Origin of the sequence: Roseovarius sp. CH_XMU1461, assembly GCF_037027165.1 — a bacterium.
Lineage (GTDB): Bacteria > Pseudomonadota > Alphaproteobacteria > Rhodobacterales > Rhodobacteraceae > Roseovarius > Roseovarius nubinhibens.
Genome location: NZ_JAYMDV010000006.1, coordinates 88,255 through 103,130 on the forward strand (window position 1 = coordinate 88,255; position 14,876 = coordinate 103,130).

The 14,876-nt window shown below is 63.9% G+C and carries 15 protein-coding genes; 5 read left to right on the forward strand and 10 right to left on the reverse strand.

Annotation, left to right across the window (positions count from 1 at the left end):
• Positions 1-10: 10 nt before the first annotated feature.
• From WA237_RS15660 to WA237_RS15670, 3 genes are all read right to left on the reverse strand, one after another.
• A complete protein-coding gene (locus tag WA237_RS15660) occupies positions 11-1,066 on the reverse strand; it encodes an AI-2E family transporter (protein WP_336098768.1) in 1,056 nt (351 codons plus the stop codon).
• 113 nt (positions 1,067-1,179) lie between these two features.
• Positions 1,180-1,542 carry a phage holin family protein gene (locus WA237_RS15665; RefSeq protein WP_336098769.1) on the reverse strand — a complete coding sequence of 121 codons (363 nt, stop codon included), beginning with the start codon at positions 1,540-1,542 and terminating at the stop codon, positions 1,180-1,182.
• A 14-nt stretch (positions 1,543-1,556) separates the two neighbouring features.
• A complete protein-coding gene (locus WA237_RS15670; protein ID WP_156783286.1) occupies positions 1,557-1,880 on the reverse strand; it encodes a DUF883 family protein in 324 nt (107 codons plus the stop codon).
• Between the two features lie 197 nt (positions 1,881-2,077).
• Between WA237_RS15670 and WA237_RS15675 the strand changes: the two genes are divergently transcribed.
• Positions 2,078-2,248, forward strand: coding sequence for a DUF1328 domain-containing protein (locus WA237_RS15675; protein WP_009812340.1), 171 nt, complete (start codon positions 2,078-2,080; stop codon positions 2,246-2,248).
• Between the two features lie 95 nt (positions 2,249-2,343).
• Here the strand turns inward: WA237_RS15675 and WA237_RS15680 are convergent, their stop codons facing one another.
• Positions 2,344-3,159 (reverse strand): response regulator, encoded by an 816-nt coding sequence (locus WA237_RS15680; RefSeq protein ID WP_009812341.1) that lies wholly within the window; start codon positions 3,157-3,159, stop codon positions 2,344-2,346.
• 118 nt (positions 3,160-3,277) lie between these two features.
• On the opposite strand from WA237_RS15680, the gene WA237_RS18675 reads away from it, so the two are divergent.
• From WA237_RS18675 to WA237_RS15695, 3 genes are read left to right on the forward strand one after another with little or no spacing between them, the layout of a single operon-like run.
• Positions 3,278-3,454, forward strand: a complete 177-nt coding sequence (locus WA237_RS18675) for a NepR family anti-sigma factor (RefSeq protein WP_442970274.1) — start codon at positions 3,278-3,280, stop codon at positions 3,452-3,454.
• Positions 3,451-4,008: an RNA polymerase sigma factor gene (locus WA237_RS15690; RefSeq protein ID WP_009812343.1), complete on the forward strand. Its 558-nt coding sequence runs from the start codon at positions 3,451-3,453 to the stop codon at positions 4,006-4,008. The genes WA237_RS18675 and WA237_RS15690 overlap by 4 nt, the downstream gene beginning before the upstream one ends.
• Entirely contained in the window at positions 4,005-5,813 is a 1,809-nt protein-coding gene (locus WA237_RS15695) for a sensor histidine kinase (protein WP_336098773.1), read from the forward strand. Before WA237_RS15690 ends, WA237_RS15695 begins: the two co-directional genes overlap by 4 nt.
• 23 nt (positions 5,814-5,836) lie before the next feature.
• Here the strand turns inward: WA237_RS15695 and WA237_RS15700 are convergent, their stop codons facing one another.
• From WA237_RS15700 to WA237_RS15720, 5 genes are all read right to left on the reverse strand, one after another.
• Complete coding sequence (locus tag WA237_RS15700) at positions 5,837-6,436, reverse strand: exopolysaccharide biosynthesis protein (protein ID WP_336098775.1); 600 nt, start codon at positions 6,434-6,436, stop codon at positions 5,837-5,839.
• Positions 6,437-6,505: 69 nt separating this feature from the next.
• Complete coding sequence (gene pbfA / locus WA237_RS15705) at positions 6,506-7,867, reverse strand: (R)-1-hydroxy-2-aminoethylphosphonate ammonia-lyase (protein ID WP_336098776.1); 1,362 nt, start codon at positions 7,865-7,867, stop codon at positions 6,506-6,508.
• A gap of 99 nt (positions 7,868-7,966) precedes the next feature.
• Positions 7,967-9,415 (reverse strand): phosphonoacetaldehyde dehydrogenase, encoded by a 1,449-nt coding sequence (gene phnY / locus WA237_RS15710; RefSeq protein ID WP_336098778.1) that lies wholly within the window; start codon positions 9,413-9,415, stop codon positions 7,967-7,969.
• Positions 9,416-9,439: 24 nt separating this feature from the next.
• On the reverse strand, positions 9,440-10,687 hold the full coding sequence (gene phnA, locus WA237_RS15715) for a phosphonoacetate hydrolase (RefSeq protein WP_336098779.1): 1,248 nt from the start codon (positions 10,685-10,687) through the stop codon (positions 9,440-9,442).
• Positions 10,688-10,703: 16 nt separating this feature from the next.
• Positions 10,704-11,888: a 2-aminoethylphosphonate--pyruvate transaminase gene (locus WA237_RS15720; protein ID WP_336098780.1), complete on the reverse strand. Its 1,185-nt coding sequence runs from the start codon at positions 11,886-11,888 to the stop codon at positions 10,704-10,706.
• 110 nt (positions 11,889-11,998) lie between these two features.
• On the opposite strand from WA237_RS15720, the gene WA237_RS15725 reads away from it, so the two are divergent.
• Positions 11,999-12,877, forward strand: a complete 879-nt coding sequence (locus WA237_RS15725; protein WP_336098781.1) for a LysR substrate-binding domain-containing protein — start codon at positions 11,999-12,001, stop codon at positions 12,875-12,877.
• On the opposite strand, the gene WA237_RS15730 is transcribed toward WA237_RS15725, so the two are convergent.
• Complete coding sequence (locus tag WA237_RS15730; protein ID WP_336098782.1) at positions 12,874-14,505, reverse strand: GMC family oxidoreductase; 1,632 nt, start codon at positions 14,503-14,505, stop codon at positions 12,874-12,876. The genes WA237_RS15725 and WA237_RS15730 overlap by 4 nt on opposite strands.
• Positions 14,506-14,876: the final 371 nt, after the last annotated feature.

Genomic DNA, 14,876 nt, shown 5'->3' on the forward strand with positions numbered 1-14,876 from the left:
GGCCTGCGCCTCAGGCCTCGTCGCCAAACCCTTCCGCCTCTTCGGCGGGGTGGAAAATATCCAGCATCACCAGCACGAACACCGTGACCGGAATGGCGATGATCGCGCCAATCGGCCCCCAGAGCCAAAGCCAGAACACCAGTGACACAAAGATCAACAGCGGGTTCACCGACATATAGCGGCCAAGCAGCGCGGGCGTCACGAACTGCGCCTCGATCATGTTGATCATCAGATAGGCCGCCGCCGGCGCAAGGCTCATCACCCCGTCAAAGACCACCACTCCGGTGACCAGAAGCGCCAGCAAAAAGGTGATCGGCCCGACATAGAGCACGAAATTGACCATGAAGGCGACAAGCCCCCAGAGCCAGCCGCCGGGCAGCCCGAGCAGCGTCATCACCGTGCCCACGGCCAGGCCAAGCCCCGCGTTGATCGCCGAAATCGTAATGAAATACTGCGACACCAGCCGCTCTACCGTGGTGAACCGCTCCTGGATCACTTCGGTATCCTCATCATCGCCAATATGACGAGAGAGCCAGCTGTAGATGCCCTTGCGGGTCATCAGGAAAAACAACAGCGTGCCGATGAAGATCAAGGCCTGCGCGATGATCTGCGGCGCCAGAAACAGCGCGGCGGTGAGATCGGGTACCGCATCCACCCCCTCTTTTTCCTTGCTCTGGCCATCGCCGCCGAGCGCCTGCTCGACCTCCTTGTTCATATCCTCCAACCCGCTGAGCAGATTGCGCAGCTCGGCGATCCAGCTCCGGATTTCCTGCCGGATGCGCGGCAATTGATCGGCCACCTGCCAGATCATCGGCTCGATCAGCACCGCCAGCACCACGACAAAGGCACAGCCCAGAAACAAGATGAGAAAGGCCGAGATCCGGCTCGGCACATTGTGCCGGTCGAGGTATTCGGTCAGCGGCGCTAGGATCACCCCGGTGACCAGCGCAAAGACCAAGGGCGCGAACACATCCGCCCCGAGCTTGAGCGCCCCAAAGCCCAGCGTCGTGGCAATCAACACCAGCGACACCCGCACAACCGGGTCAGCCATCATATAGCGGCGCATCTGTCTGTCCTTATGATTGGGCCACATCTCACGGGCCGCGCGGATCACACCGCGGGGATACTCGTCACACTCTCACGCACGTCCTTGGCTCGCGCCCTTGGCTGGCGCCGGTCTCACCGTCTATCTCTGCGGATCTCGCGCCCGGCCTGCAGCCCCCGCGCAAACCCCTCGGCCAGATCGAGCCAGGGGTCCGAGGGTCGCGGCGGCGCGGCGGGCGGCTCTTGTGGCATCACCGGCCGCGCCTCGGGTCTGACCCGCGATTGCGGCTCGCGCCCAAACGCCAGCACCGCACCGCCGAGGATCAGATAGAGCCCCCCAAGCAGCAGCGCCGCGATGAGCGCGCCATATTCCGTCGCCAGAACGATCCAAAGGGCTGCGGTCAAAAACCCCAGCCCCACGAGGCACAAAACCCCACCGGCCACCGTCAACGCAGCAGAGCGCGCCGTCTGGCGCGCCTGCTCCTTGGTTGCGGACATCACCGCCTGCAGCATCATTTGCGTCCGGAAATGAAACCGAGCAGAAACCCGACCCCAACGGCCAGCCCCATCGCGGTGGCGGGCTGGTTGCGCACCGCCTGCGCGGCCTGTGCGCCCATCTCTTCCGCCGAATTCTGAGCATAGCTGAGCCCCTCGCGGCCCGTTTTCTGCACCTGCGCGGCCAGCTCGCGCGCGCGCGCCGCCGCCTCTTCGCCACTGTGCACGCCCAGCGATTTGAGGGTCTCGGTAATCGCCCCCAGATCGGTCTTGAGCGCCGCAATCTGGGCCGACAATTCCTCAACATCCTGTTGCGTCGATGCAGCTTTACCTTGAGCCATGATACTCATCCCTTTTGTAACTCCGGTTCACCGCTCAACGCGCGCCGCTGCTGCAAAGTTCCCCGCCAGACCCCTGAACATGAAAAGAGATGCGGCGCCCCCGCAATCGTCCGGGTTTGAGGGAACCCGCGTGCCAAGCCCGGCGTTACCCCCTCAGTCGCAACCTAAAACCGACACCGCAACCATAGGAGTTCATTATGCTGTATTGGGCAATTCTCTTCTTCATCGTCGCCATCGTGGCCGGGATCTTTGGCTTTGGCGGAGTCGCATCGGCCTCTGCCGGGATCGCGCAGATCCTCTTCTTCGTGTTCCTTGTGCTCTTCATCGTGGCGCTCGTGTCGCGCGCCTTCAAAGGCCGCGCGCCCTAAGTCAGGGACATCAGACCACGGCCGAGGAGGCCACGCAAAAGCCCGGTTGCATCGCAACCGGGCTTTCTTTTGGTCCGACTGTAACCTTTGGCCGATCAGGCCTTGAGCGTCTCGGTGCTGGCAAAGAACATCGCCTGGCTCACCGCCGATTGCACCTGCTCTTCCGTATAGGGCTTGGTGATCAGGAACGCAGGCTCCGGCCGCTCCCCGGTCAGCAGACGCTCGGGGAAGGCGGTGATGAACACCACCGGGATCTCGCCCATTTCGCTGAGGATATGCGACACCGCATCGATGCCCGAGGATTTATCCGCCAGCTGAATATCGGCGAGGATCATATCCGGCATATCCTTGCGCGCCAGTTCCACCGCCTGATCGCGGGTGCGCGCGATGCCGGTGACATCATGGCCCATCTCTTCGACGATGGCGGAAATATCCATGGCGATGATCGCCTCATCCTCGATGACCATGATCCGGCCCTTCATGGCATTGATCATCTCGCCGCGCGCGATGGAGATGAGCTCATTGGCCTCGTCCTTGCCGACATTGACGATCTCCGCCACTTCCTGCCCCGAAAAACCTTCGATGCTATGCAACAAAAGCGCCTCTCGCGTGTTGGGGGTCAGAGCCGAGAGACGGCGCTGCGCGGTGGCTTCCGGCGTGTTGTCGGCATCGAGCTCTTCCACCGGCGTGCCCGAGGTCACCCAGATCTGGTGGAACGCGCCAAACAGGCCCGCCCGAACCGAACTGGCGCGGCGCAACGAGTCGAGATCTTCGAGGATCGCTTCCAATGTGGCCGCGGCATAATGGTCGCCGCTTTGCTGATTGCCGGTCAGGGCCCGCGCATATCGGCGCAGAAACGGCAATTCCTGCGCGACGGACGCGGTGATATCGCTGTGTACGGAAGCTTCCATGTTTTAGGTGCCCTCAATTTTTTTCCAGTTTCATGGAACCAAACGCTGATACTCGTGTTAAGTTCCCGCCGGATGCGAAAATAACAGCTAAATTCGGCGTGGACGAAAAATACTCATGATGCAAAAGCGCAGGCAGACCGTGTTGAACAAACAAATAGATGAAAACATCCGCCGTGTGTACTCGGAAATGGCGGACGAACCGGTGCCGGATAGGTTCACCGACCTGTTGCGCCAATTGCGGGACAAGGAACAGGAGCAGTCCACCAGCTCCGAGTCATCCGAGGACACAAAGTGACACCCCCCAAAACCGATCCCAAAGAAGAGCTGGTCGAGCACCTGCAAGCCATGCGCGCCTTCGCCATGAGCCTCGCCCGCAATACGGCCGCCGCCGACGACCTGGTGCAAGACACCGTGGTCAAGGCCTGGGGCAATATCGAAAAATTCGAGGCCGGCACCAATATGCGGGCCTGGTTGTTCACCATTCTGCGCAACACCTATTATTCCCAATACCGCAAACGCCGCCGCGAGGTCGAAGATCCCGATGGCGTGATGGCCGGCGCCCTGTCGGAGAAACCCGCCCACGACGGACGCCTCGCCATGTCGGAGTTTCGCCGCGCCTTTGTCGAGCTCTCGGATGAACAGCGCGAAGTGCTCATCCTTGTCGGCGCCGAAGGCTTTTCCTATGAAGATGCCGCCGAAATGTGCGGCTGTGCGGTCGGCACGATCAAGAGCCGGACCAACCGCGCCCGCAAACGGCTGGCCGAATTGATGCAACTGGACGATGACGACGAGCTGGAAATGACCGACCCTGCAACCCTTGCTGTAATTTCCCAGTTTTCGGCGGCATGAAGGGGGATAAGACGCCTGCTGCCCGCATCCCCCGTCTAGGTCTTGCCCCGAAACTGGCGCTGGTCCTGACGGTGGCGATCCTGCCATTGGGCTTGATTTCGCTCTATCAGACGTCCTCGGTGATTGCCGAGCGTCGCGCCGTGTCCGAGGCCGCGCTGCTGGAACAGACCCAGCTCGCCAGCGCCCGCGCTCAGGAACTCGTGCGCTCCGCCATCAGCGCCGCCGAAGCCCTCGCCTCGGCGGCCATTGTCCTCGATGAAGATGTGGCCACCTGCGACACGGTCTTTACCGAGACCGTGCGCCGCACGCCCGATTTCGTCTTTGCCGGTTTCGTCAATTCCGGCCGCGAGGTGATCTGCGCCTCGAATGGCGACCACCGCGATCTGAGCGACATCGGCGGGCTTTCCACCGAATTTGAAAGCCCCTCGCCGGAACTCTCGGTCCTGCCGCAGAGCTTCTTTGGCAATTCCGCCACCCTGTCGATCACCACCCCGGTGATTTCCGAGGGCGAATATCTCGGCAAGATCTGGATCGCCATCCCGGTCGACATCGCCAATGCCGCGCTCAAAACCGGCATCGGTCAGGTCGAACTGGCGCTTTTCGATTCCGGCGGCGAAGTCCTGGCCACCGAACATTTCGGCGATGACCGGCGCAATCTCCTGCCCCGCGATCTGAGCCTCGCCGATCTCGCCAGAGGCGGCAGGCAAAGCTTTCCAGGCACCAACCGCAGCGACCAACCCCGCGATTACGCCGTGGTCCCGATTGTTCAGGGCCGCGTTTTCGCGCTGGGCAGCTGGAAACCCCAGGCCAATTCCGGCCTCTTCATGGGCGCCGAGGAAACCATCGCCATTTTCTTCCCGGTGGTGATGTGGATCGTGGCGCTCCTGGTGGCCTATATCGGCATCCACCGTCTGGTGATCCGCCATGTGCGGCGGCTGCGCCACTGGATGTATCTCTATTCCGCAGGCCATGGCGGGCTCAACAACGCGCGGCTCGACAACGCCCCGCCGGAAATCGAGGTGGTGGCCCAGGCCTTTCTCTCGATGACCCACCGCATCGCCCGGCACGAGGACCGCCGCCGCGAGGATGTGGATCAGATCTCGACCCTCTTCCGCGAGGTCCACCACCGGGTGAAAAACAACCTGCAACTGATCTCGAGCATGATGAACATGCAGATCCGCAATGCCAGCGGCAACGAGACCAAGCGCGTGCTGCGCCGGGTGCAGGACCGGGTCATGGCCCTCGCCTCCATCCACCGACATCTCTACATGTCGCGCAAGCTCGCCCAGATCGAGGCCGACAGCCTGCTCGAAGACATCATCCGCCAGATGATCGTCGTCGGCCCCGGCAAGGACGGCAAGGAACGGATCGAATTTGCCACCGCCTTCGACCGCATCACCATCGACCCCGAACAATCGGTGCCGCTGACCCTTCTGGCGACCGAGGCGGCAATGAACGCGGTCAAATACTGCGGTCCCGACGAGGACGGGCGCACCTGGATCGACGTGGCGCTGAAACGCACCGGCGAGACCGAAATCACGCTCAGCGTGGTGAACTCGCTGGCGCTCGACGCCGAGGGCAAGCCGATCCCGCCCAGCGATGCGGATTACGACAGCACCGGGCTCGGCTCGAAACTGATCGAATCCTTCGCCTCGCAGCTCGGCGGCACGCTCGAGGTCGAACAGCGCGCCGACCGGTTCGAACTGCATGTCACCTTCACCCCGATGGAGGTTGATGCCGAGGAAAAATCGCGCTTCGACGAAGATGTCTATTTCAGCCGTGAAAACACCGGGGCCGGCCTCTAGGGCCGTCCCCCCGTCCCGCCCGGTCAGATGGCATAGATCGCCGCGCTCACCGCCGCGATCACCAGTCCCATGCCCAAGAGCGTGATCAGCCCATCGCGCGCAAAGAGCCCCGCCCCGATGATCGCCACCACCCCGCCAAGGATCGACGAGGTAAAGGGCAGCATTTCCAGAAACGGAATGATCAGCCCCGCCAAGAGGCAAAAGCTCAGCGGCAGCACCACCAAGGGCCGCCGCGTCAAGAGCGCCATCCGGTTGCGCGACACCCGGTCGAGCCAGCGCGCCGGCCGCCGGAACCAGCCGATCACCTTCGGTCCCCGCTCCTTGTCGAGATGCCGGTGCCGCAGCCATTTGGGCAGCCAGAGCACCCGGCGATGCGCCATCATCTGCAACGACACGAGGGCAATGGTGATCCCGCAGATCGACGAAAACCCCGGAATGCCGCTCAGCGGCGACACCAGCGCCAGCCCCGGCACCATCAAGAGCGGCGCATAGCTCTTGCGCCCCAGCACCGTGATCACATCGCCCACCTCAGGCTCGCGCCGCGCGCGCACCCGGTCTCTGACGCTCTCGATGATCTGCGCGGCACTCTCGCGCTCGGTGCCGCCGCGCTCCTGCTGGGCCATAAAAATCTCCTGTCTGCTATGACAGGAAAACGCGCGCCTCCGCGCCCCGGTTCCGCTGCGCCCCGCGGCTCAGCAAAGCCCCGCCGCCTCCGTCACCGCCTCCACCGCCGCCGCCACATGATCGAGCGCCGTCCAGAGATCCTCTTCGGCGATCACCAAAGGCGGCGACAGGGTGAGCACATTGCCCGCGCTGATCTTGAAACTTACCCCAGCCGCGAGACTGCGGTAATAGATCTGCTCGGCCAAACCCGGCGCCGGCACCCGCCCCTCCCGGTCGCGGACAATCTCCACCCCGAACATGAGACCCCGCCCGCGAATATCACCGACACTCGCCAGCCCCGAGAGCCGCCCGCGCAACCGCGCCTGCGCCGCCTCCCCAAGCCGCGCCGCCCGCGCCACGAGATCCTCTTCCTCGATCACCTCCAACGTCGCCAGCGCCGCCCGCGCCGTCACCGGGTTCTTCTCATGGGTGTAATGCCCGATGGCAAACTCCCCGCACACATCGAGATCCCGCCGCGCCAGCACCGCCGCGATCGGCAACACCCCGCCCCCCAGCGCCTTGCCCAGCGTCACGATATCCGGCGTGATCCCGTCATGCTCAAAGGCAAACATCTCCCCCGTCTTGCCAAGCCCGGTGGGGATCTCATCCATGATCAACAGCGCCCCATGCCGGTGACAGGCCGCCTGCACCGCCTGCCAATAGCCCGGCGGCGGCACCACCGGCACCGCCCGCATCGGCTCGGCAATCACCGCCGCCACATCGCCCTCGCGCGCGAGCACATAGTCGACCATCTTGGCACAGGCGAGGCCACAGGCCTCCGGCCCCGGATGGCCATAGGCACAGTGATAGCAATGAAACGGCGCCACATGCTCGGCCCCGGGCAAAAGCGGCCCGGCGATATGGCTGCGAAAGGTCGCCTCGCCGCCAACACTGGCCGCGCCAAACCCCGCGCCATGAAACGCATCCCAGAAGCTCAGCGTCTTGAACCGCCCCGTCGCCGCCCGCGCGATCTTGAGAGCCACCTCATTGGCGTCCGACCCGCCGGTGGTGAAAAGCACCTTGCTGAGATCCCCCGGTGCCACCGCCCCGAGCTTTTCGGCCAGCGCCACCGCAGGCTCATTGGTGAACCGCCGCGGCGCAAAGGGCAGCGTATCGAGCTGATCCTTGATGGCCGCAATGACCTTGGGATGCCCATAGCCCAGATGGTGCACGGAATTGCCATGGAAATCCATGTAGCGCCGCCCCTCGAGATCCTCGATCCAGATCCCCTCGGCCCGCGCAATGGTGCTGACACAAGGGCTCGACAGGCTCTGATGCAAGAACGCCTCGGCATCGCGCGCGATGAGCGCGGCCCCCGGCCCCGCCCCTTGCGCCTGCGCCCAGGCGGCCCGCGCCTCGGACCGGTTGTCTTCGCCCTCGACATGCTGCATCCCGCGCTCCCCCTAGAAATCGGCGCTTCTTCTGGCCCGAAATATCCCCGCCGGAGGCACGGGGGCCGCCCGGCCCCCGTCTCCCTGATCCAACCTCGCTCAGCGCGGCCAGGGCAGCGAATAGGTCTTCACATTGGTGAAGAATTTCATCGCCTCGAGAACGCCTTCCTTGACGCCATTGCCGCTGTCCTTGATGCCCCCAAAAGGTGACATCTCGATGCGATAGCCCGGCTGCTCCCAGATGTTGCAGGTGCCCACGTTCAACCCGTTGATATAGGCAATCGCCCGGTTGAGATCATTGGTGCAGACGCCAGAGCTGAGCCCAAAGGGCGTGCCATTGGAAATCTTCATCACCTCAACATCGTCATCAGGCACCCGCACGATGGGCACGATCGGGCCAAAGGTCTCTTCCATGACCAATTCGCTCTCATGCGGCACCCGGTCGACCACGATCGGCGGCAAGAGCGCGCCCTCGCGCCCCGGATGATAGAGGATCTCGGCGCCCTGCTCTTGGGCCATATAGACCCGCTTTTCAAACAGCTCCGCCGCCTCGGCATGGATCACACAGCCGAGCTGCGTCTCGGGATCCTGCGGATCGCCAAAGCGAATGGCCTTGGCCTTCTCCACCACCATCGGCACGAAGCGGTCGGCGACGCTCTCCTGCACGAGAATGCGCTTCACCGCCGTGCAGCGCTGCCCCGAATTGCCACAGGACCCGGCCACCGCCAGCGTCGCCGCCTTCTCGAGATCGGCATCGCTCAGATCATTGCAGACGATCAACGGATCATTGCCGCCAAGCTCGAGCGCCGTGCGCTTATAGCCCGCCTTCTCGGCGATCATCTTGCCCACCGGCACGCCGCCGGTAAAGGTGATGATGTCGATGTTCTCATTGGTCACCATCTCGTCGCCAATATCCTTGGGCCAGCCGGTGACGATCTGGAACATCTCATGCGGAAGCCCCGCCTCATAGAGAATATCCGCCAGCGCAATCGCCGTGAGCGGGGTCAGCTCGGTGGGCTTGCACACCACGCAATTGTTGGTGGCAATGGCGGGCGCGATCTTGTGGCTCACCATGTTGAGCGGATGGTTGAACGGCGTGATCGCACTGATCGCCCGCACCGGCTCGCGCATGGTGTAGATCTTGCGGTCCTTGCCCTGCGGGGTCAGGTCACAGGAAAACACCTCGCCATCGTCGAGAATGGCCATCTGCCCGGCCAGCGTGAACACGTCATAGGCCCGCCCCGTCTCATAGAGCGCATGCTGATGACAGATGCCCAGCTCCAGCGTGAGCCATTTCGCCAGCCAGTCGCGCCGCTCGCGGATCAGCTCGGCGGCGCGAAACAGGATCTGCTGCCGCTCATAGCGGGTAAAGCTCGGCTTGTAATTCGCCGCGATCTCAAAGGCGCGGGCGGCATGTTCGGCCCGCCCCGCAGGCACCGTGCCCACCACCTCATTGGTATAGGGGTAGCGCACCTCGATCACCTCGTCGGTGAACACCACCTCGCCACCGATCCGCATGCCTTCGTGACGCAGCTCATCCTTGCTCATCTGTCCATCCATCTTGGGTCCCCCTTACTGCGCCGCCGCCATGGTGGCATAGAAAAACGCATCGAAATTGCGCAACTGCTCCGGCTGGTCCGGCAGGTCCAGCACCCGGTTCACGATAAAGGGAACCTCCTGTTCGGTCAGCCCCCCATGGCTGCGCAGCGGCTCCTTGAGCGCGGCAAGGTCATGCCGCTCCTCGCTGGTGCCGATGCAGATATTCTCGCCCGAGATCATCACGATATCGCCGATCCGGTCACCCGGCAGATCAAACCGCCACATCGCCTCGGCCTTGTCCACCACAAGGATCAGCTCGTCGCGCGCCGCCAGCCGCTCGATGATCGCGCTCTGGTCACAGCCCTCGGGCAGATAGGCCGTGGCAAAAGACCCCAGCGCCCCGTGATGCACCACATAAGGGTCGGTGATCGGCAGGATCACCCGCGCCTGTCCCGCGCCAAGCCACTCATCGAGAAGGCTCTGCACATAGATCACATTGGGGCTGCCATCGGAATGATGCTTGGGCTTCATGCCATGATCCGCCGTGACCACGATCGCCGCGCCCAGCGCGTCGAGCTCGGTGAGATAGCGGTCGAACATCTCATAGAACGCCTTGGCCTCGGGCTGCTCGGGGGCGAACTTGTGCTGAATGTAATCGGTGGTGGTGAGATACATCACATCCGGCTGCCACTCTTTCAAAAGCTTGACGCCCGCGGCAAAGACGAATTCCGACAGATCGGCGGAATAGACCTCGGGCTGCGCCATGCCGAGCCAGCTGCTCGCCGTCTCCTGCCCATGCTCGGCCTCGGTGGTGCTGTCGGCCCGCTCGGCCGAGAAACATTTCGCGCGGCCCTCGTCGAATTTCAGCCCCGCGCCCAACAGCGCCCGCAGCTTGTCCTTGGCGGTGACCACAGCCACCCGCGCGCCCGCGTCGTAAAAGGACTGAAACACCGTCGGCGCCCGCAGGAAACGCACATCATTCATCATCACCTCTTCGCCGGTCTCCGGATCAATGAGGTAATTGCCGCAAATCCCATGCACCTTGGGCGGCTGCCCCGTCGCAATGCTGAGATTGTTGGGATTGGTAAAGCTCGGGATCACCGAATGCGCCAGCCGATCGGTGCCGGTCTCGCGCATCCGCTTGAGCGTCGGCATCAGCCCGTCCTCGATGGCCCGGTCCAGATACTCCGGCTCGCACCCGTCGAGACAGATGGCAATGGCAGGCACTTTCGGCGTCGCATAGACGCGGGCATTGGCCTCGACAGGGGTTTGAATGGTCATCGCTTTGTCCTTTTCCTCACGCGGCCAGCTTGGCGCGTTCTTCCAACGCGGCGGCAGGCGGGGCAGCGCTCGCCACGCCCATCTCCGCCAATGTCTCTTGCGCGGCACGCACCACCTGCCGCATCACATGCTCGTCCATCTGCCCGATACAGCCGATGCGAAAGCTCTCCACCACGGTGAGCTTGCCGGGATAGATGATAAACCCCTTGGCCTTCATCAGCTCGTAAAACCGGTCAAAGACGAATTTCTCATCCGCCGGACAGAAAAACGTGACGATGATCGGGCTGAGCCAGCGCTCGGCCAGAAGCGTCTCAAACCCGAGCTCCCGCATCCCCTCGACCATCACATCGCGGTTGCGGGCATAGCGCGCGCCGCGCCCGGCGACACCGCCCTCCGCCTCATGCTGGCGCAGCGCCTCGAGAAAGGCCGCCACCACATGGGTCGGCGGCGTGAACCGCCACTGCCCGGTCTTTTCCATATGCGCCCATTGCGCCTCCACATCGAGGCTGAGCGAATGCGAATTGCCCGCCGCCCGCTGCAACGCCTCCTTGCGCGCGATGACAAAGCCGAACCCCGGCACGCCTTCGATACATTTATTGGCCGAGCTGACCATCGCCTCATAGCGGATCTCCCAGGGCCGCAGCCCCAGCGCCCCAAAGGCCGACATGCTGTCGATGAGCAATTCCCGCCCCGCCGCATAGGTCGCGGCCGAAATCTCTTCCACCGGGTTGAGAATGCCGGAACTTGTCTCGCAATGAATGGCGAGCACATGGGTGATCGCCGGGTCCGCCTCGAGGATCGCACTCACCTCGGCGCCGCGCGGCGGCAGGTAATCCCCCTTGTCGAGCAGGTGAAAATCGCGCCCCAGATATTCCATCGTCTTCGCCGCCCGAAGCCCATAGGCCCCGTTGGCCAGCACCAGAACCTTGCCATCGCGCGGCACGAAGGAGCCGAGCATCGCCTCGACGCAATAGCTGCCCGAGCCTTGGATCGGCACACAGTCGAACGCTTCCGCCCCCGGCCCCAACAGCGCCAAGAGCCGCTTGCGCATCTCCGCCGTCATCGCCCGGAAATCGCCATCCCAACTGCCCCAGTCGCGCAGCATCGCCTCTTTCGTGGCATAGGAGGTGGTCAGCGGCCCGGGTGTGAGCAGATAGGGCTCGTTCAGGCGGGGCGGGTCAATCCGTGGTCCTTGCGTCATCTGCGGCTCTCCCAAAGGCGGCATCTGCCCCCTCTCATGCCCCAGCGCGAAATATATGTGAAATTCCTAATTCAGATGGTTATATAGGCTGAACCTATGGAACGCCTGCCATGCGCTACTCACAGCTCCGCGCCTTTCACCATGTCGCCCGCCTGGGCGGCTTTTCCCGCGCCGCCGAGGCGCTCTTGATCACCCAGCCCGCCATCTCCGAACAGGTGCGCAAGCTCGAGACCGATCACGACGTGCTGCTCTTTCACCGCGACCGCCGCAAGGTCCGGCTCACCCGCGCCGGCGAAGAGCTCTTTCGCATGACCAAGCAGTTTTTCGAGACCGAACATCAGATCGGCGAATATCTCTCGGAATCCCGCGCCGCCATCGAGGGCGAGCTGCGCATCATCGCCGACGCCGCCCACCATATCACCGACGCGCTGAGCCGCTTTCGCAAACGCTACCCCGCCGTCCGCGTCACCCTGAGCGCCGGCAACACCGAGGACATCCTCGCCGCCCTGCGCAGCTATGATGCGGAAATCGGCGTCGTCGGCAGCCCGCCGCAAGGCAGCGACATGGACACGCTCGATCTCTCCACCACCGATATCGTGGCCTTCTGCGCCCGCGACTTCCTGCCCGAGGCCACCACCACGCTGCGCTTCGACGCGCTCCGCGAGTTGCCGCTCATTTTCCGCGAACAGGGCTCGAAAACCCGCGCCAAACTGGTGGATGAGGCAACGCGGCGCAAACTGCGCCTGACCCCCGCCATCACCGCCGAGGGCCGCGAGGCGGTGCGCGAACTGGTGGCCTCAGGCGCCGGCATCGGCTTTGTCAGCCACGCGGAATACCGGCCCGACGACCGGCTCCGCCTGCTGCGCCTCACCGATGCCGACCTGACCATGACCGAGGTGATGGTGCACCTGACCCAGCGCCGCGACGTCAAGGTCATCCGCGCCTTCATGGAGATCATGCGCAGCGCCCCCGAGGCCGACACCCCTTAACGGTTGTCCTCACGGATGAGCTCGGCCGCCCGCTCGCCGACCATGATCGACGGCGCATTGGTGTTGGCGGTGGGGATGATCGGAAAGATCGACGCATCCGCCACCCGCAGCCCTTTGACCCCATGCACCCGCAGCCGCGTGTCGACCACCGCCTGATCCGGGTCGCGCCCCATCCGGCAGGTGCCGCTGGGGTGGAACACCGTCCAGCCGGTCGAACGCGCATAATCGAGAAGCGCCTCGTCATCCGCCAGCGCCTCACCGGGGAAAAGCTCGGCCGAGATCACCTCGCGCATCGCCTTGCTGGCCGCGATCCGCCGCACCAGCTTGAGCCCCGCCACCATCAGTTCGCAATCATGATCGGTGCTGAGATAGTTGGGATGAATTTCCGGCGCCGCCATCGGATCAGGGCTGGTGATGCCCAAATGCCCCTCGCTCGTCGGCCGGCACGGGTTGAACCCCATGAGAAACCCGGGGAACGGATCGGGCGCCATCAAGGGCCGCTTGCCCACCGGCGCGCGCGTATAGGAGACCGGCGAGAAATAGAGCTGCACATCGGGCCGCCCGGTCCCCTCGCGCAGCCGCACAAAGCCGCCGCCCTGATTGACGCTGAGGCTGAGCGGCCCGCCGCGCGTCATCACATATTGCAGCCCGACCCGCGCCCGCCCGAGCCAGGGCCGCAGCACCTGGTTGAGCGTCGGCACCGTCGCACGATAGAGATTGTCGGCCCCGAGATGGTCCTGCAAATGCCGTCCAACCCGCGGTGCATGATGGTTGAGCTCGATCCCGAGGCTCGCCAGATGCCCGCCGTCGCCAATGCCCGAATGCTGCAAGATCGCCGGGCTCATCACCGCCCCGGCGGCCAGGATCACCTCGCGCCGCGCCCGCGCCACCCGCTCGACGCCCTTCTGGCGATAGACGACCCCGGTGGCCCGCCCCTCTTCGATCACCACCCGCAGCACATGCGCATGTTTCTCGAGCGCCACGTTGCGCCGCTTGGCCGCGCCGCGCAGGTAGCATTGGTTGGTCGAGGCCCGGAACCCTTTGCGCGTGTTGATCTGATAGATCGACACGCCTTCCATATCCTCGCCATTGTAATCGCTGTTGAACGGGATGCCCGCCTGCTGCGCGCCCTGCAGATACTGCTCACAGATCGGGTGCATCCGGTCTTCGATCCGCTCGACCGAGACCTTGCCGCCGCGTCCGCGCACCGGGCTGTCCTCGCCCTGCCAATCCTCGATCTTGCGGAACACCCGCGCCACCTCGTCCCAGCGCCATTCCGGCGCATCGGCCTGGGTCGCCCAATCGTCGTAATCCTCGCGATGCCCGCGCGCCCAGACCATCGCATTGATGGCGCTCGAGCCGCCGACAACCTTGCCGCGCGGCCAATAGCTCTGCCGCCCCTTGAGCCCCTCGATGGGCTGGGTGGTGAATTTCCAGTTGATGCGCTTGTCGTAGAACGCCTTGCCATAGCCGATGGGCATCCGGATCCACGGGCTGAGGTCATGCCCCCCCGCCTCGAGCACCAGAACCCGCGCCGTGCCATCCTCGCTCAGCCGATCCGCCAGCGGCGCGCCCGCCGATCCAGCCCCCACCACGATATAGTCGAATTCCATCTCTGCGCTGCCCATCCCTGTCGTGGCCCCCTTGTCATGGCCCCTGTCATGGCGATCCCCGTCGCCTGTCGTACCGCGCATCGTTAGGCAGGAGACGGGGGGCATTCAATCAAAGAAACGACGGTTAACGCGACGATTCTTGGCGCCAAGGCCCGAGAATCCATACTGTCGCTTTGCCGACGCAATACCGACGTCCTGCCGACAGGGCATTTTTGCGGCCCTTTCGCCCCTTTGACAGGCGGGTAAACAGGGCGCACGCCGCCCCAAAGGGCTCACGGTTTGTTACATCTTGCAAAATCGCGAGGGGTTGAACCTCTGACACAGGGATGTTACACGCAGCTGAGCGCGAAAATTATTGAACAAATTCAATAACTCGCAATCCCCTC